The organism is Anabaena sp. TISTR 8404 (assembly GCF_056847745.1).
The window spans coordinates 628854-652006 of sequence record NZ_CP180578.1; the positions used below are offsets into that span (position 1 = coordinate 628854).

Below are 23153 nucleotides of genomic sequence, written 5' to 3' on the forward strand. Positions count from 1 at the left end.
GAATGAACTAGAACCCCTTGAGAGCGAAAATAAAGCTATGACTGGTTTGAACATCAATCTCTATCTGTTCCTAGAAAATCTCCTGTTCCTCACGGTTTCTACATTTTTTATTTGGATTGTGAGTCGGGGATGGAAAACGGCCAAGCCTTACACTTTGCCTGTACCATTCCCGAAATGGTACAGGTGGTGGTTTTTACCTGTACAACTGCTAGGTGTACTACTGCCACTGCCAATTATGCTGTTGTGGGGTGTATGGTGGCAGCATGGTACTGTGTTGGCTGTTCTTGGTTGGTACTTTATTATCCTGGGTTTGCAAATTCTGTTTGAGAGTTTGACCCTCAGAAAATTCCAAAGTGTAGTGTGGGTAATGGTTCCCTATATCTACCTACCTTATCGTTTCTGGCAGCTATACGAAGGTTTGACACTGCTGGGTTCTGCACCAGAACTGCTATGGGTGCGATATTTATTGATTTTTGAGTTACTTCTGTGGATTGTAAACTACGCCATTGATGTGTCTCAACTACCCAGGCTATTTCGTTGGGGAGCAAGTTTAACTGCTACGACTGATGATAATTGAAAATCTTTATCAATTATATTGAAAAGCTAGATGGCTAGGTTAAAAAGCCTTTCAGTATAGATTTAAGGTGTTGTCGTAAACTGATCAATGGAAGTAAACGTAATAAATAATGTCAAAAGCTTGCTTTCGTTATTAACTATCAGTTACAGTCAGAACATACTTTCTTAGATTGTACTATACCGCTCAATTGATCATTTGAGCAAACTATAGTATAAATTTTAACATTCAAGGAAAGTTCTCAATTCTTTTTTTTAACTGACTATTGATAATTATTTGCATTATGCTTGCAAGAGTTGGTATCTTAAAATCTACTATTTTAAAAAAACTGTTCAAAACCTACATAGAAGCGATGTCTGGAGACAATCTGCTACGCGTCTACGCTTGCCACAGTAATAATTTAATCAAAAATTTAAAATTTTTACTGAAAAGTCCAGCACTATCTTGTTGGAACGTAGCTGACAATGTTGTGGAGAATTTATTAATTAGACAGATTTTTTCTCAAAATGATGCTATAAATTGGCAGTTTACTTTTCAGTACTAACTGCAAATTATTTCTGCTAACTTTTTGAGTTACAGAAATTGTAGTCAAAAACACAATTTTTATTCACTCCCCTTTACTCGTAACGCCAACCAATGAGATAAGTTCGATGAATACCTTTTTCTGTTCTGATTATGCACGACAAGTAGGAGAAGAATTAATTGGTAGTGCTACCAATTACGAAACTTACATTTTAATCGAATGTCTGCCACCTTGGGCTACAGAAGCTTTTAATTCTCGATGGGTTCCACAAAACCTACAACTTTTGGTAGAGGAAATAACCCGTGCAAAACTGCCAATTAGGTTTCTCTTAATTGCTAATGATGTATCACATAAAGCAGACCAGACAACTCTGTTAATTTATCAAAAAAAACAAGGGTTGAGTCATGGTTACTGCAAGTACGAATTTCACTTACCAAATATTGAGCTAGTAGCTGGTGTTGTAAAAAAATGGTTGTACAACAGAACTGCTGATTATCAAGTATACACAGACGCAACAAGAGATATTTTAGTGTGTACTCACGGCAGCCATGATAAATGCTGTGCTAGATATGGCAACCCTTTTTACTTCTATGCTGCTAATACGATTGCTGATTTGAAATTAGATAATGTGCGGCTTTGGAAGTCCAGTCATTTTGGTGGACATCGTTTTGCTCCCACAGCTATAGACTTGCCAGACGGAAGATATTACGGTGTTCTTGATCAAGAATCATTGACAGCGATATTAACGCGTACTGGTGAGATTAAATGCTTGGCAAAAGTTTACAGAGGTTGGGGAATTTTACCAAGTCAGTTGCAAGTTTTGGAAAGAGAACTAATTTTTCATTATGGATGGAATTGGTTTAATTACAAAGTTGCAGGCAAAATCCTAGAGCAAAGTTTAGATAATCATACCTTTCTTGGTGAAATTAGTTGTGAAAGCCCTGATGGTTCTTTATATACGTATCAGGCTAAACTTATTCAGGATAGTGCTAAGTCTGTTAAACTCAAAAGTGCTTGCAATTCTCATAAAGAGTCAGTGTTAGTTAAATATGCTGTAGCTAATGTCTGGCTGACTTCTACATCAACAAAGATGGTTACTTTGACTAAATAAAAATTACAGGGTTAATCATCTACCAATAATTGTGTTGATTGATAAAAAGTTTAGTTAGCAATATTAATTTGAATAACGTACAAAGGAAACAAATAAACAATATAGGGTGGTCATTATCATGTCCACCCTACTGAATCAAGTGATTAAGTTCCTAGCATTTGCAAGTTGTGCAAGGTTGCATACATACCCCCTTGTTCTAAGAGTTCTTCATGACTACCTTGCTCAATTAATTCACCTCGCTTGAGAACAAATATGCGATCTACATTGCGAATTGTGGATAAACGGTGAGCAATAATAATCGCAGTACGTTTTACCAACAACTGATCTAGCGCCTGCTGTACTAAAGCTTCGGTATTCACATCTAAACTAGCAGTAGCTTCATCTAATACAAGAATTTGTGGGTTACGAATAGCAGCACGAGCAAAGGCTAACAATTGTTTTTGACCACTAGAAAGATTTGTACCACGTTCTCGCAATTGAGTATTGTAACCTTGAGGCAATCCTTCAATAAACTGAGCAATATTTGTATTTTGTGCAGCTGACTGAATTTCTTCAAATGTGTATCTATCTCCTAGGGTGATATTACTTTTAACATCGCCCGCAAATAAAAAGCCTTCTTGTAAAATCACGGCCATATAGCGGCGCAATTCTGCCTGTGGAACTTCTCGAATATCGATACCATCGATTAAAATTCGTCCTTGGGTGGGTTCATAAAGGCGGCACAAAAGCCGAATAATGGTACTTTTGCCTGCGCCTGTAGGGCCTACTAATGCGACTTTTTCACCAGGACGAATCACAAAATCTAAATCTTTGATGACAAAATCATCTTCTTTATAAGCAAACCAGACGTGTTCAAAGCGAATTTCTCCTAATTCTGGTGTGGAATTGAAATTTTGTGATTCCATCTCAGCAATGATTTCGTCTATGTAACCAAAACTATGATCAAAAACTGAGAAGCGTTGATTGTTGCGATCGCGGATTTCTATCGGTTCGTCTAAAATATCGTTAATTCGCTCAATGGCAGTAAAACCAGCTTGAATAACGGTAAATTTCTCGGCAAAATCTCGCAATGGGTCAAATAATCGCTGGGCATATAAAACAAATGCAGACAATACACCAAATGTCAAATTTTGACCCAACAGTAACCAACCACCCATCCACAATACACCAGCGATCGCTACTAAGCCAATCCATTCCAAAGTAGCTGACACCGCAGAATCATAAAATATGGTTTGATCCATTAGCCCAATGTAGCGGTTGTTAACGGCGCGAAACAAATCTGCATTAATTTTTTCTCGCTTAAACAGCTGCACTACATTAATACCAACAATATTTTCTTGTAGTTGGGAATTTAACAACGATAATTCTTCCCGCGCTTTGTAATTAGCTTTGCGGTACTGTTGCTGAAAGTTAATAATTAAAAAAGTAATTGGTAGCAATATTAACAGCAGCAAACAAGCAAGTTGCCACTGAATAGAAAACATAATCCCAATAATCACCACCATAGAAAATATATCGGAGACTATGCCAACAGCTCCAGTGGAAAATACATCCCCTAATATTTCTACATCGCTGGTGAGTCTGGTAATTAGTTTACCTACAGGTGTACGGTCAAAAAAGCGGACTGCTAAAGATGTGACATGCTTAAACAAGTCTTGGCGGATTCCAGCCGTGATATTTTGTCCTAACTTCTGTAGCAGATAACCCTGAACAGTAGTGAACAACATTCGGGTAACAATCCCTACCAATATTAGTCCTTCTAGGATATTTATTCCTTGCCACAGAGGAAGGTTCCTGAGAAACTCATAAGTGCTTGGTTCGTTGCGGATGAGAGAAATCGCCTGTCCAATCAGTAACGGTTGTATAGCATTAGCAACAGCGATTGGTACAAGCAGTAACATTGCCAAAATCAGCAATTTGAGATGACGACGGGCATAGGGTACTAAGCGCAAAAATAACCGCCAGTCATTGCTACGCCAATTTTGTCTTCTATATGATTTTTTTAAGGATGGGTAGATGCTCATAATGGGAGCATGATATTAATTTTATTTTGCACTGGGAAAACACGCTTATTTAATGTAGCACTCACATCTGTTGTCTAATGACATGCCTGAAATAGAAACTTCAAGACTGCGATTAAGACACTTTGTCTCAGATGACTTGGATGATTTGTTCCGCATTTACAGTGATGCAGAGGTGATGAAATACCTCTCACCCAGAAACAAGGAACAAACACAAGCCAGCTTACACAAACATATCCAGAATTGGCAACAATATAATTTCGGGATGTGGGCTGTAGTTGACAAAGATAGCGGTAGACTAATTGGCCGCTGTGGACTAGGTTTTTTGGACAATACCCCAGAAGTGGAACTTGGTTACGTATTTGACAAATCTTATTGGAACATGGGAATTGGCACAGAAGCTGCTACTGCTACCATAAAATATGGGTTTGAAGCAGCTAAACTAAATCGTATAGTAGCGATCGCTCATCCGCAAAACATCGCCTCAGTGCGTGTCATTCAAAAAGTCGGTATGAAATACGAAAAAGATGCCCATTTTTATAACGTAGATGTGGTTTACTACGCAATTAACAGAGAAGTATGGCAATCAAATAATTAGAGATGCTGCAATGCAACATCTCTCTAAAAAATTTCTTTATTTAACTGATGCATCGGCGGTTTTTTTGAAACTACCGCATAGTAACGAATTCTTCAGCTGAAGTTGGGTGAATGCCAACTGTCGCATCAAAATCAGCTTTGGTAGCACCCATCTTAACAGCGATCGCTACTCCTTGAATAATCTCGGCGGCACTATTTCCTACCATATGCGCCCCCAGTACCTTATCTGTATTACTATCAACTACTAGTTTCATCAAGGTTTTTTCGTCTTTACCCGTTAGAGTGTAGTACATGGGGCGGAAGCGCGATCGATAGATTTTCACTGCATCACCATATTTTTCTCTCGCTTCGGCTTCAGTTAAACCAACAGTTGCAGCTTCCGGCGTGGTAAAAATCGCTGTCGGTATATTGGCATAACTCATAATTCTGGACTTACCACCAAATACCGTATCTGCCAATGCTCTACCTTCATTAATCGCCACGGGAGTCAAATTAATTTTATCTGTACAATCTCCCACTGCATAGATATTTTCTTCATGGGTGCGACTGTACTCATCCACAATAATCGCCCCATCCCGACGCTGGACTTTGGTATTTTCTAAACCAAGGTTTTGAGTGTTGGGTTTGCGACCCACAGCAGCTAAACTCACAGCATCAGCCAATACAGTTTCTTCAGTATCATCACTGCCTTTAACTGTGACTTTTACTCCTTCGTCAGTTTTCTCAATGGCAATTAACTCAATATTATTGAGAATACGGATACCATGATTAGTCATTGCTTGCTGAATTTCTGTGCGGATATCTTGATCAAATCCCCGCAAAATTCTGTCACCACGAACCACCTGAGTAACTTCGCTACCCAACCCATTTAAAATGCAGGCAAATTCGCAACCAATGTATCCTGCACCCAAAATAACAATACGCTTAGGCTGTTCTTTCAGATGGAAAATATCATCAGAGGTGATAGCGTGTTCAATTCCCAAAATGTTTGGTTTGAAAGGTTTTCCACCAACAGCAATTAATACTTTGTCTGCGGTGATTTGGCGATCGCCAACAATAATAGTATGTGGATCGATAAATTTACCATATCCTTGCAACACTTCAACTTTGGAGTTATGCAACATCCGTTGGTAAATTCCATTCAGGCGATTCACTTCATTATTCACCGCCGTAATCATCTTTTCCCAATCTAAACTACTCTCGACTGGACTCCAACCATATCCTTGGGATTCTTCAAATAAATCAGGAAAATGAGAGGCATAAACCATCAGTTTTTTGGGAACACAGCCACGATTGACACAGGTTCCACCTAGTTTGTCAAACTCGGCAATTCCCACTTTAGCGCCATATTCTGCGGCCCTTCTAGCAGTGGCAATTCCTCCAGAACCTGCACCAATTACGAATAAGTCAAAATCGTACTTCATATATACCCCGTGAATAATTATTAATGCGTAATGCGTAATTCGTAATTTAAATTAATAATTACGAATTACGCATTATCAAATACGAATTATTGTATTTAGGCAGTCACAGGTTTCTTCGCTTCTTTCAGGTAAGCCAGCATTGTATCTGCATCTGAGACTTCAAAAGGATCGGTTGGGCAGTTATCTAAGAAGCCTGGTTCAATAAAAATCTTTTCAATTTTGCCATCATCAACCACCATCGAGTAGCGCCAAGAGCGCATTCCAAAGCCCAGGTTAGACTTATCTACTAACATACCCATTTTGCGAGTAAACTCGCCATTCCCATCAGGAAGTAAAAATACATTTTTTGCGCCTTGTTGCTTACCCCACTGGAACATAACAAAGGCATCATTTACAGATATACAAATTATTTCATCAATCCCTAAAGCTTTGAATTGATCATATAGTTCTTCATAGCGTGGCAGATGCGAAGTAGAACAGGTAGGAGTGAAAGCCCCAGGTAAAGAGAAAACTACAACACGTTTGCCACCAAAAATATCTTGAGTAGTGCGGTCTTGCCAACGGTAAGGATTTGGCCCTGGTACAGATTCGTCACGTACACGGGTTTTAAATACAACGTCAGGAACTCTTTCGATAACAGCCATATTTACCTCTTCAGCAGTTTATGTATGGGCGGTTAATTAAATCTTGCTTATGTAAGTCAGAATAATTCTGATTTAAGAAATATGCAATAGTTAAAAATACTTAAAAATAAAAAAATTCCAAGTTAACTCCTAGCGGCTATATCCACCTAGTATGAGTTAAAGAAACTGTTTGGAGGTGACTAATGATAAAGTAAACCGATAATTATCCTGACAATGAAAGCCGAAACAAGCCTTAATAGCCAGGATTTAAGCAAGTGTCACACATTGCCATCACTTGTAATACTTGCGTAAGTTCTGTTATCAAGCAATCTTCATACTCAAATCTAACCACTTCGACTGAGTGATCGGCGCACTGCTAGAAATGTAATCAACGCCTGTGCCAGCTAAATCACGAATATTATCTAAAGTTACATTTCCCGAAGCTTCAATTTTTACAAGACTATTCTGTTTGCGAATGATAGACACTGCTTCACGGATCATATCCAGACGCATATTATCCAACATGATGATGTCGGCTTTATAATGTAAAGCTTCTTTTACCTGCTCTATGGTTTCTGTTTCTACTTCTATTGTCAATGGATAAGGTATTCGAGAACGAATACGGGTAATTGCTTCTCCAATCCCACCAGCCGCAGCAATATGATTGTCCTTAATCATTACTGCATCATCCAAGCCCATACGGTGATTGATTGCACCACCCACAGCAGTTGCGTACTTTTCTAAAAGTCTCAGCCCTGGTGTAGTTTTGCGTGTATCTACAAGCTGAGCCGGTAAATCAGCTATTTTCTCTATATATTTATGAGTTAAGGTGGCAATACCACTCAACCGCATAGCTAAGTTAAGTGCTACTCGTTCCCCCATCAGTAGTGCATCTAATGACCCATGAATTTCAGCTATTACTTGTCCTGGTTGACAAAATTCACCATCAGTAACAATAGAAGTAAAGCGAGTTTTGTCATTCAGAAGATAAAAGACACGTGAAGCGAAAGGTAGACCAGAGATGATACCGGGAGATTTAGCTTGCCAAGTGGCAGTACCAAAAGAAGAATTGGGACAGAGGAGGGTATTGGTGGAGCGATCGCCGCGGCCAATATCTTCCAGCAACCAGGTACGCAAAAGAGGGTCTAAAAGCAAATCTGGAGGCAAAACAGCAAATTTACTCACAAAGTTATGATTTCTCTAGTGATTGTCAGAAATAATATAGCCTAAGACCCGTATAGTATAGGCGTTGTAGAGACATCATCAAAAAAGTCAAAAAAAAATTGCCAAAACAGTTGACACTATTAAGTAGGTTAGTTATATTGAATAAGTGCCTGAGAGAGGCGGACGCGGAAAAGCGTCGCTCGATAGGGAACCGAACCATGAAAAGATTATAGTTTGAAAGCAATCATAGCACAAGTAGCCTGCGTCAAGTAAATAAAATAACCAGGCTGAGGTTAAAAAAGCGCAGCCATATAGAGAGCTAAAAACAAACGATTCAAAACGGAGAGTTTGATCCTGGCTCAGGATGAACGCTGGCGGTATGCTTAACACATGCAAGTCGAACGGTCTCTTCGGAGATAGTGGCGGACGGGTGAGTAACGCGTGAGAATCTGGCTTCAGGTCGGGGATAACTACTGGAAACGGTGGCTAATACCGGATGTGCCGAAAGGTGAAAGGCTTGCTGCCTGAAGATGAGCTCGCGTCTGATTAGCTAGTTGGTGTGGTAAGAGCGCACCAAGGCGACGATCAGTAGCTGGTCTGAGAGGATGATCAGCCACACTGGGACTGAGACACGGCCCAGACTCCTACGGGAGGCAGCAGTGGGGAATTTTCCGCAATGGGCGAAAGCCTGACGGAGCAATACCGCGTGAGGGAGGAAGGCTCTTGGGTTGTAAACCTCTTTTCTCAAGGAATAACAAAATGAAGGTACTTGAGGAATCAGCATCGGCTAACTCCGTGCCAGCAGCCGCGGTAATACGGAGGATGCAAGCGTTATCCGGAATGATTGGGCGTAAAGCGTCCGCAGGTGGCTATGTAAGTCTGCTGTTAAAGAGCAAAGCTTAACTTTGTAAAAGCAGTGGAAACTACATAGCTAGAGTGCGTTCGGGGTAGAGGGAATTCCTGGTGTAGCGGTGAAATGCGTAGAGATCAGGAAGAACACCGGTGGCGAAGGCGCTCTACTAGGCCGCAACTGACACTGAGGGACGAAAGCTAGGGGAGCGAATGGGATTAGATACCCCAGTAGTCCTAGCCGTAAACGATGGATACTAGGCGTTGCGAGTATCGACCCTCGCAGTGCCGGAGCCAACGCGTTAAGTATCCCGCCTGGGGAGTACGCACGCAAGTGTGAAACTCAAAGGAATTGACGGGGGCCCGCACAAGCGGTGGAGTATGTGGTTTAATTCGATGCAACGCGAAGAACCTTACCAAGACTTGACATGTCGCGAATCTTCTTGAAAGGGAAGAGTGCCTTCGGGAGCGCGAACACAGGTGGTGCATGGCTGTCGTCAGCTCGTGTCGTGAGATGTTGGGTTAAGTCCCGCAACGAGCGCAACCCTCGTTTTTAGTTGCCAGCATTAAGTTGGGCACTCTAGAGAGACTGCCGGTGACAAACCGGAGGAAGGTGGGGATGACGTCAAGTCAGCATGCCCCTTACGTCTTGGGCTACACACGTACTACAATGCTACGAACAGAGGGCAGCAAGCGTGCGAACGCAAGCAAATCCCGGAAATCGTAGCTCAGTTCAGATCGAAGGCTGCAACTCGCCTTCGTGAAGGAGGAATCGCTAGTAATTGCAGGTCAGCATACTGCAGTGAATTCGTTCCCGGGCCTTGTACACACCGCCCGTCACACCATGGAAGCTGGCAACGCCCGAAGTCATTACCCCAACTTTTCGGAGAGGGGGATGCCTAAGGCAGTGCTGGTGACTGGGGTGAAGTCGTAACAAGGTAGCCGTACCGGAAGGTGTGGCTGGATCACCTCCTTTTAGGGAGACCTACCCACTCAAGTATCGAAAGCAAACAGCAAATAGAAACTGAGATGGTCAACCGAGGTCGGTCGCAGAGAGAAGTGCCTGCTTTCAAACTATAGGTTGGTTCGCATTGGGGCTATTAGCTCAGGTGGTTAGAGCGCACCCCTGATAAGGGTGAGGTCCCTGGTTCGAGTCCAGGATGGCCCACCTAAAGAATTTTAGATTTTAAATTGTGGATTTTAGATTGTTATTGTTCAATCCGAAATCGCAAATCAAAAATCCAAAATTCATGATGGGGGTTTAGCTCAGTTGGTAGAGCGCCTGCTTTGCAAGCAGGATGTCAGCGGTTCGAGTCCGCTAACCTCCACCTGAAAAGCAAAATAACCAAAAAAAGGAACAGACAGCAACTAACGATAGTTAGACTGCTGGGAGTGATTCCAGCCAGAACCTTGAAAACTGCATAGAAACGCGATTAATAGCAGGCAGACGAATCGAAGTGCTGAGTGCTGAGTGCGGAATGTTGAGTGAATCAGCGGCAAGCACGAAGTAAACAGAACCAAGAAAAGTTTGCATGGATAAGCCAAATGTAAAGTGGTCAAGCGAATAAGAGCTAATGGTGGATACCTAGGCACACAGAGGCGAAGAAGGACGTGGTTACCGACGAAATGCTCCGGGGAGTTGGAAGCAAACATTGAGCCGGAGATATCCGAATGGGGCAACCCTAAATACAGCCTGTTGAATATATAGACAGGTATGAGCCAACCCAGCGAACTGAAACATCTTAGTAGCTGGAGGAAGAGAAATCAAAAGAGATTCCCTGTGTAGTGGTGAGCGAAAGGGGAAGAGCCTAAACCAAAGGGTTTACTCTTTGGGGTAGTGGGACAGCAATATCGAATCTAGCGGTTAGACGAAGCGGCTAAATACCGCACCAAAGAAAGTGAAAGTCTTGTAGTCAAAAACTTAAGGATAGTAGCTGAATCCCGAGTAGCATGGGGCACGAGGAATCCCATGTGAATCAGCGAGGACCATCTCGTAAGGCTAAATACTACTGTGTGACCGATAGTGAACCAGTACCGCGAGGGAAAGGTGAAAAGAACCCCGGAAGGGGAGTGAAATAGAACATGAAACCATTAGCTTACAAGCAGTGGGAGTCCGATTCAACGGATGACCGCGTGCCTGTTGAAGAATGAGCCGGCGACTTATAGGCACTGGTAGGTTAAGTCAAAAATGACGCAGCCAAAGGGAAACCGAGTCTGAAAAGGGCGATAATCAGTGTTTATAGACCCGAACCCTGGTGATCTAACCATGGCCAGGATGAAGCTTGGGTAACACCAAGTGGAGGTCCGCACCGACCGATGTTGAAAAATCGGCGGATGAGCTGTGGTTAGGGGTGAAATGCCAATCGAACCAGGAGCTAGCTGGTTCTCCCCGAAATGTGTTGAGGCGCAGCGGTAATGAATATACCTGGGGGGTAAAGCACTGTTTCGGTGCGGGCTGGGAGACCGGTACCAAATCGAGACAAACTCAGAATACCCAGGGCACACATTGCCAGTGAGACAGTGGGGGATAAGCTTCATTGTCAAGAGGGAAACAGCCCAGACCACCAGCTAAGGTCCCCAAATCATCACTAAGTGATAAAGGAGGTGGGATTGCATAGACAACTAGGAGGTTTGCCTAGAAGCAGCCACCCTTGAAAGAGTGCGTAATAGCTCACTAGTCAAGCGATCCTGCGCCGAAAATGAACGGGGCTAAGTGATGTACCGAAGCTGTGGGATTAATTAATTAATCGGTAGGGGAGCGTTCCGTGGTAGGTAGAAGCAGTAGCGGCAAGCAGCTGTGGACGAAACGGAAGTGAGAATGTCGGCTTGAGTAGCGCAAACATTGGTGAGAATCCAATGCCCCGAAACCCTAAGGGTTCCAGAGCCAGGTTCGTCCGCTCTGGGTGAGTCGGGTCCTAAGGCGAGGTCGAAAGGCGTAGTCGATGGACACAGGGTGAAGATTCCCTGACTATGATATGGGAGCATTGCTAGGGACGCATGAAAAATAGCTACACCCTAATTGGTTTGGGAGGAGTTTACGAACTCCGTGTAGTCAAAGATAGTGCCAAGAAAAGCTAGTAATGTGATGAACATATTGTACCCGTACCCGAAACCGACACAGGTAGGGAGGTTGAGTAAACTAAGGGGCGCGAGATAACTCTCTCTAAGGAACTCGGCAAAATGGCCCCGTAACTTCGGAAGAAGGGGTGCCCAAGAAATTGGGTCGCAGTGAAGAGATCCAGGCGACTGTTTACCAAAAACACAGGTCTCCGCAAACTCGCAAGAGGAGGTATGGGGGCTGACGCCTGCCCAGTGCCGGAAGGTTAAGGAAGTTGGTCAGGGCAACTGAAGCTGACGACCGAAGCCCCGGTGAACGGCGGCCGTAACTATAACGGTCCTAAGGTAGCGAAATTCCTTGTCGGGTAAGTTCCGACCCGCACGAAAGGCGTAACGATCTGGATGGTGTCTCAGAGAGAGACTCGGCGAAATAGGAATGTCTGTGAAGATACGGACTGCCTGCACCTGGACAGAAAGACCCTATGAAGCTTTACTGTAGCCTGGAATGGTGTCCGGGCTTCGCTTGCGCAGGATAGGTGGGAGACGATGAACTTTTCCTTGTGGGGAGAAGGGAGTCAACGGTGAGATACCACTCTGGCGAAGCTAGGATTCTAACTCATCTCCGTCACCCGGAGAGAGGACAGTTTCAGGTGGGCAGTTTGACTGGGGCGGTCGCCTCCTAAAAGGTAACGGAGGCGCGCAAAGGTTCCCTCAGCACGCTTGGAAACCGTGCGGCGAGTGTAAAGGCATAAAGGGAGCTTGACTGCAAGACCGACAAGTCGAGCAGGTACGAAAGTAGGCCTTAGTGATCCGACGGCGCAGCATGGAATGGCCGTCGCTCAACGGATAAAAGTTACTCTAGGGATAACAGGCTGATCTCCCCCAAGAGTCCACATCGACGGGGAGGTTTGGCACCTCGATGTCGGCTCATCGCAACCTGGGGCGGAAGTACGTCCCAAGGGTTGGGCTGTTCGCCCATTAAAGCGGTACGTGAGCTGGGTTCAGAACGTCGTGAGACAGTTCGGTCCATATCCGGTGCAGGCGTTAGAGCATTGCGAGGAGCCTTCCTTAGTACGAGAGGACCGGGAAGGACGCACCGCTGGTGTACCAGTTATTGTACCAACAGTAGACGCTGGGTAGCCAAGTGCGGAGCGGATAACCGCTGAAAGCATCTAAGTGGGAAGCCCACCTCCAGATGAGTGCTCTCACCACTATAAGTGGGTAAGGTCACCTGTAGAACACAGGTTCTTAGGCGGTAGGTGGAAGTGCAGTAATGTATGTAGCCGAGCCGTGCTAACAGACCGAGGGCTTGACCTCGCAACTTTGGTGAATATCGCGTTTCTTGCAGCCTTCAGGGTCTCTGACCTTACAAGTTTTCCTGGTGCCTATGGCGCGGTGGAACCACACTGATACCTTCCCGAACTCAGAGGTGAAACGCTGCTGCGGCTACGATAGTTGGAGGGTCGCCTCCTGCCACAATTGCTCGGTGCCAGGTCTATTATTATCAAAACCCTCTTTCACTCACGAAAGGGGGTTTTGTTTTTATTGTAGAGGAATAATGCGGTTCAACAATCCCTGTCCCTCAAATGCTTAATCTTTCGTAGTTATCCCTCTTCTGTGACTTTCCGGATAAAATTAACTTTCTTTTGTCACTCCGGGAAGAGTAAAATCAGAAAAGAGGTCTGAAAGGCAGGAGGGGACTATGACACAGCCAAGAAGCCCCAAACCAAGCATAAAATTTGTGGACGAATATTGTGCAATCTACTGTAAAAACATAATAAAGTTATATAATTTTATAGTTTGCAAGCCCTATATTTACGTTAGTTTTTACCTAAAACTCAAAAAATCAAGTTGTATAATTTCCGAAGTCTTATTCATATTTACCAATAAAAAAGTTGTATAATTTATCAAAACCATGTCCTATAAGCTTTTTAGGCAATTTATCTCCATTTGAATCAGTTGCTTAAAAGCCTACCTAAGCAGTCATAACACACTTAGGGCAATTACTAAGTAAATGTAAAAGAGGTAAAGCTCAAACTTAGCTTGCATCTACTCTGTCCTACCTCTAGGCGTAAGAAATCTCTCGAATGCGATCGCAGCAAGCCAATAGATGTAAAAATGCTGCTCCACAATTAACAGAAATAATTGCAGAAGTGTTCTCGATATAGCTCACAGCTAACAGTTGCTTGACTATCGATAAGATGCACTAATCCTAAACTTTTTAATTTAAATGCCACCTCAATTTCTAACTGGATTGGAGCCTGTAAAACCTGTTGAAAGGCATCAGCTAATTTAGGATGCTGTTGCAGGTTCCACAACTGATAATGAAGATGTTGCTGATCAGGGAAAACGCACCTTATTTCCTAACAAAAACTAATAAGGATTTCAAAATCATTTTCATAAGTGCAAAACTTGACCAAAATATAAATAGAACAAATCGATTTTTTTGCTAACAAGTAAATTAGCTTATCGCTAATGAAATAACTCTTGTTTAAAGATAAATTAGCTAACTATTCAGCTATAAATAAGTAAGCTTACCCTTAAAAATAAGCAACAATCTTAACCAAATTATTGACAAGCTAGTTTACGCTAAAGCTAAAACTCTTTCTAAATAGTTATTATCCATTGCTGCCAAAAACTGTTTATTTTTGATTCCCCGCTTCACACGTTTCTCTTTACCTAAAAGATTTACTGCTATCTGCCGCATCACTGCAAAATTTTGTGGAGCATTATCTTTCCTAATCCGGCAGTCATCTTCTTTTAAAGCTACATCTAATACCCAATGTAACGAATTTTCTATGCCCCAATGACTGCGAACACAATTAGCAAATTTTTTCGCATCATTCTCAAGACTGCTAATATAATAACGAGTCTCCACTGTTGTTTTACCATCTATTTGTCGAACAGACTCTACCATCCCAACACTTTTTAAGTTTGACCAAACTGAATCTGGGTCAAGCTGAGATTCAATTCCAGATAACATCACATAATTGCGGATTTCATCACGACCATGCCCCGTTTCTTCTGTTTTATATGTGCTATGGTGAAGCCCTTCAAACCCTGTGCTTATTCCTGTTCTTAATAGTTCTTCTACTAACTCATATAGATTACCCTGATTCTTTTTTAAGGTGATTACATAATCTGCGTTTTGTTGCGTAATTAACTTCACAATTTCTTTTTGGCAACCGATTGCATCAATTGTCACGATACAACCATTCAACTCTAAAACATTCAGTAGTTCTGGGATAGCTGTAATTTCATTAGATGCTTCGTTTACTTTTACCTGTCCCAACACTAATTTATTCGTAGTTGCCCATGCACTTACCATTTGAATCGCACTCTGACCACTACTTTTATCATAAGAACCACATAAAGTTTTACCGTCAATTGCTACAACTTCACCATTTGTTATCTTCTGAGTTGATTTTATCCAGTTTAAGAAACATGACTGAAATTGCTGTGGATTCAATTGTGCAAACACTCTTGCAAATGTATCGTGTGATGGTATTCCGTTTGGTAACTCCAAAAATGTTTTTAACCACTCATACTTTGTGCAGCCATACAATTCTATTGCCACCCAACTATCTGCTCCACAGATTACTGCACAAATCGCAATTGTCAAAATATCAATTAGCTTATGTAATCTTGTGCGGTCTACTCTTGGATCTGACATCTGTGCAAAATGGTCAGCTATTGTGATTTTGGGCTTGAGCTTCATCCAAACGTCAGTGTAGCGTGCTCAGGGCAAACGCATCTAAATATTGATGCACAGAACGAAAGAAGAGGCTTGGAAGTACAACCGTAAGCCATCAGTAACAATAAGAACTGATCGGTTGAGAAGAGAGTAGGGATACAGAACATAAACTCGGTATGGTATTGTCAAAAAGTATCCTCAAGAAAAAAAGCACGCTACCAGGGCAAACGCATCTAAAGTACAAGAATCTTTTAATAGCAAGGGTTTTGGCGTTTTATAATTTAGCCTATTTTTTGCTCAATATCCTTATACAGTAAGGGTTTCAGAAAAACCGTGCGTTCGCCCTGTCATGCATGATAGGTTAAGAATAGGGACTATAACACAGCGATCGCGGTTGATGTTCTTCACAAAGAATATTGAAAAATTCAATTAGTTAGCTGCAACAAAGCTAAAAAAGACGTAAAACTCAAACAAATACTTTTGTTGTATTGGTATTTTTTGTGTATATTTTAGATTGATGTGAGAGACAGATACACAATTAATTGCTTTTGTCCATAATCTAAATTGGTCAATTAATGCCCCAACAACAGCTAATAGTTGGTTCCAAGAGGCGCGATGACAAATTATAGATACCAGGTCAGTATACCCATGACAAAAATTGTTGAACGCTGTAATAAGTATGTAGTTACTGTAACTTATCGATAAACGATGCGATCGCCTTAATTTTTTAGCCATATCATCAAACATCAAGTGATCGCACATTATTGATAATTGCACGCTATCCTCTGAACATAAAGCTTCCCCAAAATCAGTGCTAACTGGTACCTCATTAGTGTTAGGCGTTAGCGCTGGGTCTGTCACTTCCACGAACTCTAAGGTCACTGATAACTGGTCGCTAGTCACTGTTTCAACTGTTTCATCTGTTTGGGAGAACAAATATTGCTTGAGGACTAGAAACAAATTTTTTTTCGTCACTCTTTCCCCTATGGCTTTTGAAAGAGCCTGCCACAACCGGGAGCCAGTATCCTTGATGTGAGCGATACTATATTTAAAATCGGATGCCATCTCGCTATAACCGCGTCCGAGCCATGACTGACACAGAATCAAGCGCTCAAGGGTGTTCAGTTGTCTACAGAGCAGAGTTTGTTCTACAGTTTCCAGAACTTCGCCAACATTCATGTAGTGATTCCATTTGAATAGTACGCACACAGTAAAAAACGCTCTAGATTGTTATGCACCCGAAACAGGTAGTTAAAACAAAAAGGCTTTGATGCAGATATCACAAGCACAAGAGCTGAATTTAAGAGAGCGTACATTCACTAAAAAACTTCACTATGTATTATTCAGTTGTTTAGCTCAAAGGAAAATAGATAAAGTTGGTATGTTTCTGTAAAGTTATCTTACTTTGAGCTACGGATTTACAATTAATGACTTTTGTCAATCAACTAAATTGGTAAATTAATTGGCTAATTAGGAGCTACACGTTGATTCCAAGAGACGCGCTCGAACAGAATTTAACATAAGTAAGAAAAGTAAAAAAAGTAGGATATTTGATATAAATCATTGACTGTTTCATTATTTCTATTATAGAAAAGGTTTAATTAAACAGTTATTAAAATTAAGCTAATTCAATCAATACAGGAGTGATTATGCTTAACACAGGAGTACTGATGCTTACAGAATTGCAAATACGAAAGCTTACAAAATTATTTACTATTTACGATAGTGATAATAGCGGCTTGATTGGTTTAGCAGATTTTGACAAAATTACTAAAAAAGTAGCAGAATATCGAGGCTGGAAATCTAATTATCCAAAAATTGATGCCCTGCATAGCAAGTTTGTTTATTTCTGGATTCACCTTCAAGGTGAGATGGATAAAAATCGTGACTATAAAGTCAGTTTAGATGACTGGCTGAAGTATTACGAAGCTCTTCTGAATAATCCTCAGCGATATGAAGTAGAAATTGGCTCGCTTGTTAGTTTAATTTTTGATGTATTTGATGTTGATGGAGATGGCACTATCAGTAGTAAAGAATGGATAGATTTTCTAGCAGTTTATAATAATCATCGCATCTATGCAGAGAAAACTTTTTCGCAACTTGACTTTAACAAAGATGGATTTATTTCTAAAGATGAGTTCTTAAAAGCGTTGCATGAGTTCCATTATAGTGATGAACCAGAAGCGTTAGGAAATTTTTTATTTAGTCCATATTAGCAAGTAACGCTATGTGCAACTTGAAGTTTAGAATCCTTGCTCTCTCCTTAGAAACTACTTGGTAGATATGACTGATTTTAACTTTTCAAACATCCTCTTATAAGACTATGAACGAAAACACAACAGTAGCAAAACAATACAATAATTTTAATCAGGTCTACAGCAATAATCTTGAAGCTCAAGATGAAATAGGAAATAAATATTTCTATCGACAAATTGATTTTTATGTTGATGGAAAAAAACTGCTCGACGTTGGGTGTGGTGATGGTACTGATGCTGCATATTTTGCCAAACAAGGTGCTCTTGTTGCTGGTATAGATCCGTGTGAAAAATTTATTACTAGCGCCAGAGAGAAAAGTCCTAATGGAGTATTTTTCATAACTGACGGTGAAAATCTTCCTTTTGAAGACAAATTCTTTGATATTGTTGTCAGTAAATATGCACTCCAAACATCGCACAATGTTCCAAAAATCCTGGAGGAGATTGCACGTGTTCTAAAACCAGATGGAATGCTAGTGTATCTTACCAAGCATCCATTCAGACAATTTCTGGAAAAAAAGAAAAACGGGAAAAACTATTTCAAGCAAGAAATTGTTGACTCTATCATTTATGGAGGCTTGATTAATTTGAAAGAACCATCTCACACCCTATCTGAATATCTGAATTCAAATTTCTTGAGAAAATTTGATATTGTCAATTTTGAAGAGGGGTATGACTTTCCTGCTTCGGAACAAATTGGTGGAGATATTTATCCAACTTTTTTTGTAATGAAAGCAATTCGTAAGGATACTAATCATTGAATTTACTTGGGATTTCCTTGATTTGTACCCAGTAAACATAGAATGAAAATCCCTAAAACCCTTGATATACATTGCGAATACATAGTAATATCGGAGCTTTTTCTGATGCAAACTCTCCTGCAATCAATTCCCACTGTTCCCATGTCAAATTGCAGGGCGTATGCTTTAGTCATTCGCTCACAAGGTGCTGTTATCTACAAATCTCAGTATAAGCCTTGTGAGTTTTCTTACAATACCCCCACTTTTAAAACATCCTCTTAGAAAGGTATAGAAACTGAATGAATACAGCAACTCAAACTTTTCATCAACCAGTAAGTAATACAGCAGATTTGAGGTTCATGAGGTACAGTAGCAGCAATTAGTAAACCAATTTTTTAGATGCTTTGGATCAACTAGTTTCAGCGCAATTTTAATTAAACCATCAACGACAGATGCACTCTTGGGAGAAAATTGTTTCAGAAAAGCTTTTAATTGTGACCACCAATGTTCAATTGGATTGAATTCAGGAGAATAAGGAGATAGATAAAGAACACTTGCTCCCACTCCTTCAATCAAAAGCTGAATCTCTTCGACTTTATGAGCAGGTAGATTATCCATTACAACGACTGCACCAACCCATAATTGCGGAAGTAAAAAATGTTCTACAAAAACTTTATATGCATCTCCATCCATTGAGCCGTTTAAAGTCATCACCGCTAAAACTTTCTTTAAGCTAATTCCTCCGATTACACTTATTTTTGCTCCCCGGTAATATGGTTTAAAATTATACGCTCTAGTGCCGCGCTCGCTTCTTTGATGAGTCCTAGTTAAGCCAAGTAAAACACCCATTTCATCTATAAATACAAGGTTTTCTGGGTCTACTTGCTTTACTTTCTCCCAATACTCTATTCTCAGTTTTTGGACTCTTTCTGTTTTTCCTTGGCTGCTACGCAAAGTCTTTTTTTTCGAGTTAATTTTTGTTTTTGTAATGCACAACACATCACACTTGCACACACCCAAACGTTGTATTTTTCTCCAAAATATTCGCAATATTCCAATAAAGTTGCATCTGGGTAAATTTGAACCATTTCGGCTAATTCGCTCGCGAAATCATCTAGCCTACCCTTCATGGCTCCACCTTGCTTTTTGGGTTCTAGATGTCCTTGCACTCTATGAAGTTGGATTAGCTTTTGCACATAGCTTTTTGCTACACCAAATTGCACAGCAACCTTTCTTATTGAAGTACCACCCTTTTCGTAAGTATTTACTATTTTTTCTCGTAAATCGATTGAGTATGCTTTCATTTTAAGTCTTGATGCACCAATACTATGTGTACCTCATTTACCTCGAAAGTGCTGTAGCAATTGGCGGTTGCGTCCTGGTTATTTAAGCGAGGGTGATTCTGACTTTGAATCTGTGCATGTTCTCATCGGTCAGTTTCTTGCCGATCGCCACTCTCCCGATCCTTTACCAGACGCATCGCTGCTCATAGAAAATGCCAAATTTCAGTGGGGATACGGCAAACCATTGGAGAAGGTAATTAACTCTCAGTCAGATTTAGAATTTCTGATGAAACACCCTTGTCTATTTCGCAATGCGATCGCCATCATTGAACCTTGGGAACACGTCGGACAAAATCCATTAGGAGAAGATGTCCGCGCATCGCTGAATGTTGCATACATCGCTCAAAAAATTGCCGATTGCGATTCAATCTTGTTTCCTGTATGGTCTTCTGGACTACTCGATCCTGACTTGGTAGTGCCTTTGATTACGTCGGGTTTAGCTGTAGTAGTAGAAGGTGGCGATCCCTCAGTACGGGATGCTTCTACTTTTGAGGGTGGCAAATGTTCCCTCGACGATCTCCATTTTTTGGTTGAAAAGCTGCTGATCTCGCGATCGCCCACGAGTGCTTTAGCGCTGTTTATTTGTTTGGGACATCAATTAGCAGCCCAAGGACACATCAATCTAATTAAACGGGCAGTTCGGCAAGTGCTGAGTTTAGAATCCTTACCGAGAGACCGCAATGGCAAAATGTTAAAAGCGCTGAAGCGCGTTTGTCAAAAGATTGAAGAAGTTGGCAGTTCTCTAAAAATTACTAAGCGCAATGGGCATGTAATCGCCGAAGGCTGGGATCATCCAGAATTTGCCGTAGGCCCGAACGAACACAAGGAAGTCGGCGAACGACGACTGCACCACTACAAGTCCCCGGATGGGGAAGCGCTTGGCATTCCTCAAGAGTTAATTAGCGCTCATGAAATTACGGCTGATGAATATGAAGGCGTGATTGACACCGCCATTGAGTATGAGCGGGAAGTCAATATTGCCATGTTTCACTCGGATGAAGTCAACGAAGAAGCAATCTTATTTGCTAACTGGGCATACCGCTTGCTGCACGATGCTATTATTCCCCATCGGTCGATATTAGCAGGTAGTCGGTTGGCCTGGTTACTGAAACTGCCGGATGCGATCGAGATTTTGTGTTCTACTAGCATTGACAATGAAATTGTCACCGAATGTTCTGCAACTTGCATTATCTATAAAGATTTTGAGAGCAAACAGATTCGGCGATCGTTTACCTGTCAGTTTCACCCAGAGTTATTGTCCGATTTGCGAACAGGAACCTCGGAACCGCCTAGCTATGCACGTTTGAAGACCGATGACGGCGCTCGGCTGTTTGCACGACTGTTATACGAAGGGATGCAAGAATAAAAGATTTGACGATACTGTTTTAAACTTAACCTATTTTTAAGCTGTAGAAATGTTTTATCGAACGTCTTCATCATAGAAAATGCTGCATTATTTTTTAAATTGATATTAGATAATGTCACTTTTTATAGTTATTCATAATTGAGTTAAAATATGCTTGTTTCCTACGATCTGAACTTAGTAATTCTCTCCGTTATCATCGCTATTCTCTCTGCCTACACTGCTGTGGATCTCACAGAACGCATCACAACTGCTAAAGGAAACACCTGGATTGGTTGGTTAATTGCTGGTGCAAGTTCGATGGGAATTGGCATCTGGTCTATGCATTTTATTGGTATGTTGGCGTTTCACGTAACTGTGCCAATTAGTTATGAGGAAACGATTGTTTTCGTATCTGTTTTGCCTGCGATTTTGGCATCAGGTCTAGCCCTGTGGATTACCAGTCGTAAAACAGTAAAGATTGCCAGCCTGTTGGGTGCAAGTCTGCTGATGGGGGCAGGTATTACCACAATGCATTATACAGGCATAGCTGCCATGCGACTACCCGCGATCGCTCACTACGATCTGCGCCTAGTCACCCTTTCTGGCGGAATTGCGATCGCTGTATCACTGGTTGCTCTATGGCTAATCCGTTACCTGCGGCAACAAAAACCCGTTATCTGGTGGCAGAAAATTGGTGCATCAGCATTAATGGGTTTTGCTGTGCCGATCATGCACTACGTCGGTATGGCAGCAGTTTGTTTTAGTCCATTGCCATCATTATCTGAGCAGTTTCCGCCCGCCGATACTAGTTGGTTGGCATCCTTGACCAGCGTTGCAGCGTTTTCGATTTTGAGTTTATCACTCATAACCTCTTCTGAAACCAAAGTTGTCGATCGCACCGCCGAACTCGCAACCGCTAATGAAGAAATTATTGCCCTCAACGAGAAACTAAAGCAAGAAAACCTGCGAATGGGAGCAGAATTAGACGTAGCCCGTCAAATTCAAATGATGATTTTGCCTAAACCAGAAGAACTAGAAAATATTGCTGGTTTAGATATTGCTGGATACATGGAACCGGCAGATGAAGTAGGCGGTGATTATTACGATGTACTAGAGACTGATGGCGTAATCACGCTAGGCATTGGAGATGTTACCGGACACGGATTAGAAAGTGGTATTTTAATGTTAATGACGCAAACTGCCGTCCGGACTTTGCAAGAAATTCGAGAAATTGATCCAGTAAGATTTTTAGATACCCTCAATCGCACAATTTATAAAAATGTGCAACGGATGAACTCGGAAAAAAGTCTCACCCTAGCCATTGTCAACTATGCGGAGGGAAAAATTAGTATTAGTGGACAGCATGAAGAAACAATTATCGTTCGCAAAGGCGGACATATTGAAAGAATTAACACGATGGATTTAGGTTTTCCGATTGGTTTAGACGCAGAAATTACTGATTTTATCAGTCATGCTATTTTTGAGTTACATCCTGGCGATGGGATAATACTTTACACCGACGGTATCCCAGAAGCTAAAAATATTAATAAAGTACAGTATCAGGTCGATCGGCTGTGCGAAGCGGTCGGTAAAAGCTGGCATAAATCTGCTTCAGACATTAAGGATGACATTATTGCCGATTTACGGCGACATATTGGTAAGCAAAAGGTATTTGATGACATCACCTTATTAGTGTTGAAAAGACCAGCAGAAGAAATTGACGAGTTGCAACAGGAATTAAAAACAACTTTGACAGTGTAAATATTAGCGATCGCTCCTCGCTAACTTGCCAATTTAATCAACACTAATCCTTCATCTACAGGATATCCAATT

General features: G+C 41.5%; 17 protein-coding genes, 2 tRNA genes and 3 rRNA genes. 12 read left to right on the top strand and 10 right to left on the bottom strand.

The window, feature by feature from the left end:
• Window positions 1–37 precede the first annotated feature (37 nt).
• Together ACMX3D_RS02730 and ACMX3D_RS02735 are read left to right on the top strand one after the other, a co-directional pair.
• Window positions 38–577 (top strand): hypothetical protein, encoded by a 540-nt coding sequence (locus ACMX3D_RS02730; RefSeq protein ID WP_482749962.1) that lies wholly within the window; start codon window positions 38–40, stop codon window positions 575–577.
• Between the two features lie 647 nt (window positions 578–1224).
• On the top strand, window positions 1225–2208 hold the full coding sequence (locus ACMX3D_RS02735) for a sucrase ferredoxin (protein ID WP_482749963.1): 984 nt from the start codon (window positions 1225–1227) through the stop codon (window positions 2206–2208).
• Between the two features lie 143 nt (window positions 2209–2351).
• On the opposite strand, the gene ACMX3D_RS02740 is transcribed toward ACMX3D_RS02735, so the two are convergent.
• Window positions 2352–4232 (bottom strand): ABC transporter ATP-binding protein, encoded by a 1881-nt coding sequence (locus tag ACMX3D_RS02740; RefSeq protein ID WP_482749964.1) that lies wholly within the window; start codon window positions 4230–4232, stop codon window positions 2352–2354.
• An 82-nt stretch (window positions 4233–4314) separates the two neighbouring features.
• On the opposite strand from ACMX3D_RS02740, the gene ACMX3D_RS02745 reads away from it, so the two are divergent.
• Complete coding sequence (locus ACMX3D_RS02745; protein WP_482749965.1) at window positions 4315–4827, top strand: GNAT family N-acetyltransferase; 513 nt, start codon at window positions 4315–4317, stop codon at window positions 4825–4827.
• Window positions 4828–4897: 70 nt separating this feature from the next.
• On the opposite strand, the gene gorA is transcribed toward ACMX3D_RS02745, so the two are convergent.
• The 3 genes from gorA to nadC form a co-directional block, all read right to left on the bottom strand.
• The gene (gorA, locus tag ACMX3D_RS02750; protein ID WP_482749966.1) at window positions 4898–6250 is read right to left on the bottom strand and encodes a glutathione-disulfide reductase; all 1353 of its coding nucleotides are present in this window, start codon (window positions 6248–6250) and stop codon (window positions 4898–4900) included.
• 95 nt (window positions 6251–6345) lie between these two features.
• Window positions 6346–6894 (bottom strand): redoxin family protein, encoded by a 549-nt coding sequence (locus ACMX3D_RS02755; protein WP_482749967.1) that lies wholly within the window; start codon window positions 6892–6894, stop codon window positions 6346–6348.
• A gap of 300 nt (window positions 6895–7194) precedes the next feature.
• The gene (nadC, locus tag ACMX3D_RS02760) at window positions 7195–8058 is read right to left on the bottom strand and encodes a carboxylating nicotinate-nucleotide diphosphorylase (protein WP_482749968.1); all 864 of its coding nucleotides are present in this window, start codon (window positions 8056–8058) and stop codon (window positions 7195–7197) included.
• Window positions 8059–8373: 315 nt separating this feature from the next.
• On the opposite strand from nadC, the gene ACMX3D_RS02765 reads away from it, so the two are divergent.
• The 3 genes from ACMX3D_RS02765 to ACMX3D_RS02775 all read left to right on the top strand — a co-directional run bounded on the left by ACMX3D_RS02765 (window position 8374) and on the right by ACMX3D_RS02775 (window position 10214).
• Window positions 8374–9862, top strand: a 16S ribosomal RNA gene (locus ACMX3D_RS02765).
• Window positions 9863–9980: 118 nt separating this feature from the next.
• Window positions 9981–10054 (top strand) — tRNA-Ile (locus tag ACMX3D_RS02770).
• Between the two features lie 87 nt (window positions 10055–10141).
• Window positions 10142–10214 (top strand) — tRNA-Ala (locus tag ACMX3D_RS02775).
• A gap of 50 nt (window positions 10215–10264) precedes the next feature.
• On the opposite strand, the gene ACMX3D_RS02780 is transcribed toward ACMX3D_RS02775, so the two are convergent.
• On the bottom strand, window positions 10265–10420 hold the full coding sequence (locus tag ACMX3D_RS02780) for a hypothetical protein (RefSeq protein WP_482747343.1): 156 nt from the start codon (window positions 10418–10420) through the stop codon (window positions 10265–10267).
• 20 nt (window positions 10421–10440) lie between these two features.
• Here ACMX3D_RS02780 and ACMX3D_RS02785 point away from each other — a divergent pair.
• Both ACMX3D_RS02785 and rrf read left to right on the top strand, forming a co-directional pair.
• Window positions 10441–13260 (top strand): 23S ribosomal RNA (locus tag ACMX3D_RS02785).
• Window positions 13261–13320: 60 nt separating this feature from the next.
• Window positions 13321–13438: ribosomal RNA gene (rrf, locus tag ACMX3D_RS02790) — 5S ribosomal RNA — on the top strand.
• Together the 16S, 23S and 5S rRNA genes with 2 tRNA genes alongside form the textbook arrangement of a ribosomal RNA operon.
• Before the next feature lie 637 nt (window positions 13439–14075).
• On the opposite strand, the gene ACMX3D_RS02795 is transcribed toward rrf, so the two are convergent.
• The 3 genes from ACMX3D_RS02795 to ACMX3D_RS02805 form a co-directional block, all read right to left on the bottom strand.
• Complete coding sequence (locus ACMX3D_RS02795) at window positions 14076–14261, bottom strand: AAA-like domain-containing protein (RefSeq protein WP_482749969.1); 186 nt, start codon at window positions 14259–14261, stop codon at window positions 14076–14078.
• A gap of 266 nt (window positions 14262–14527) precedes the next feature.
• Window positions 14528–15661, bottom strand: coding sequence for an ISAs1 family transposase (locus ACMX3D_RS02800; protein WP_482747696.1), 1134 nt, complete (start codon window positions 15659–15661; stop codon window positions 14528–14530).
• 405 nt (window positions 15662–16066) lie between these two features.
• Window positions 16067–16816 carry a helix-turn-helix domain-containing protein gene (locus ACMX3D_RS02805; RefSeq protein ID WP_482749970.1) on the bottom strand — a complete coding sequence of 250 codons (750 nt, stop codon included), beginning with the start codon at window positions 16814–16816 and terminating at the stop codon, window positions 16067–16069.
• A gap of 470 nt (window positions 16817–17286) precedes the next feature.
• Between ACMX3D_RS02805 and ACMX3D_RS02810 the strand changes: the two genes are divergently transcribed.
• Together ACMX3D_RS02810 and ACMX3D_RS02815 are read left to right on the top strand one after the other, a co-directional pair.
• Window positions 17287–17853 carry an EF-hand domain-containing protein gene (locus tag ACMX3D_RS02810; protein WP_482749971.1) on the top strand — a complete coding sequence of 189 codons (567 nt, stop codon included), beginning with the start codon at window positions 17287–17289 and terminating at the stop codon, window positions 17851–17853.
• 107 nt (window positions 17854–17960) lie between these two features.
• Complete coding sequence (locus ACMX3D_RS02815; protein ID WP_482749972.1) at window positions 17961–18653, top strand: class I SAM-dependent methyltransferase; 693 nt, start codon at window positions 17961–17963, stop codon at window positions 18651–18653.
• Window positions 18654–18989: 336 nt separating this feature from the next.
• On the opposite strand, the gene ACMX3D_RS02820 is transcribed toward ACMX3D_RS02815, so the two are convergent.
• Together ACMX3D_RS02820 and ACMX3D_RS02825 are read right to left on the bottom strand one after the other, a co-directional pair.
• Complete coding sequence (locus tag ACMX3D_RS02820) at window positions 18990–19586, bottom strand: transposase (RefSeq protein WP_482747408.1); 597 nt, start codon at window positions 19584–19586, stop codon at window positions 18990–18992.
• On the bottom strand, window positions 19544–19936 hold the full coding sequence (locus tag ACMX3D_RS02825; RefSeq protein ID WP_482747409.1) for a helix-turn-helix domain-containing protein: 393 nt from the start codon (window positions 19934–19936) through the stop codon (window positions 19544–19546). The genes ACMX3D_RS02820 and ACMX3D_RS02825 overlap by 43 nt, the downstream gene beginning before the upstream one ends.
• Before the next feature lie 67 nt (window positions 19937–20003).
• Between ACMX3D_RS02825 and ACMX3D_RS02830 the strand changes: the two genes are divergently transcribed.
• Together ACMX3D_RS02830 and ACMX3D_RS02835 are read left to right on the top strand one after the other, a co-directional pair.
• Complete coding sequence (locus tag ACMX3D_RS02830; RefSeq protein WP_482749973.1) at window positions 20004–21341, top strand: hypothetical protein; 1338 nt, start codon at window positions 20004–20006, stop codon at window positions 21339–21341.
• Window positions 21342–21491: 150 nt separating this feature from the next.
• Window positions 21492–23081, top strand: a complete 1590-nt coding sequence (locus ACMX3D_RS02835) for an MHYT domain-containing protein (protein WP_482749974.1) — start codon at window positions 21492–21494, stop codon at window positions 23079–23081.
• Window positions 23082–23153 lie beyond the last annotated feature (72 nt).

Coding starts and splice junctions, on each gene's coding strand:
- ACMX3D_RS02825 (WP_482747409.1), bottom strand. CDS start 19,936: ATGAAAGCATACTCAATCGATTTACGAGAAAAAATAGTAAATACTTAC.
- gorA (WP_482749966.1), bottom strand. CDS start 6,250: ATGAAGTACGATTTTGACTTATTCGTAATTGGTGCAGGTTCTGGAGGA.
- ACMX3D_RS02740 (WP_482749964.1), bottom strand. CDS start 4,232: ATGAGCATCTACCCATCCTTAAAAAAATCATATAGAAGACAAAATTGG.
- ACMX3D_RS02805 (WP_482749970.1), bottom strand. CDS start 16,816: ATGAATGTTGGCGAAGTTCTGGAAACTGTAGAACAAACTCTGCTCTGT.
- ACMX3D_RS02745 (WP_482749965.1), top strand. CDS start 4,315: ATGCCTGAAATAGAAACTTCAAGACTGCGATTAAGACACTTTGTCTCA.
- ACMX3D_RS02810 (WP_482749971.1), top strand. CDS start 17,287: ATGCTTAACACAGGAGTACTGATGCTTACAGAATTGCAAATACGAAAG.
- ACMX3D_RS02800 (WP_482747696.1), bottom strand. CDS start 15,661: ATGAAGCTCAAGCCCAAAATCACAATAGCTGACCATTTTGCACAGATG.
- ACMX3D_RS02730 (WP_482749962.1), top strand. CDS start 38: ATGACTGGTTTGAACATCAATCTCTATCTGTTCCTAGAAAATCTCCTG.
- ACMX3D_RS02780 (WP_482747343.1), bottom strand. CDS start 10,420: ATGCAAACTTTTCTTGGTTCTGTTTACTTCGTGCTTGCCGCTGATTCA.
- ACMX3D_RS02835 (WP_482749974.1), top strand. CDS start 21,492: ATGCTTGTTTCCTACGATCTGAACTTAGTAATTCTCTCCGTTATCATC.
- ACMX3D_RS02755 (WP_482749967.1), bottom strand. CDS start 6,894: ATGGCTGTTATCGAAAGAGTTCCTGACGTTGTATTTAAAACCCGTGTA.
- ACMX3D_RS02815 (WP_482749972.1), top strand. CDS start 17,961: ATGAACGAAAACACAACAGTAGCAAAACAATACAATAATTTTAATCAG.
- ACMX3D_RS02735 (WP_482749963.1), top strand. CDS start 1,225: ATGAATACCTTTTTCTGTTCTGATTATGCACGACAAGTAGGAGAAGAA.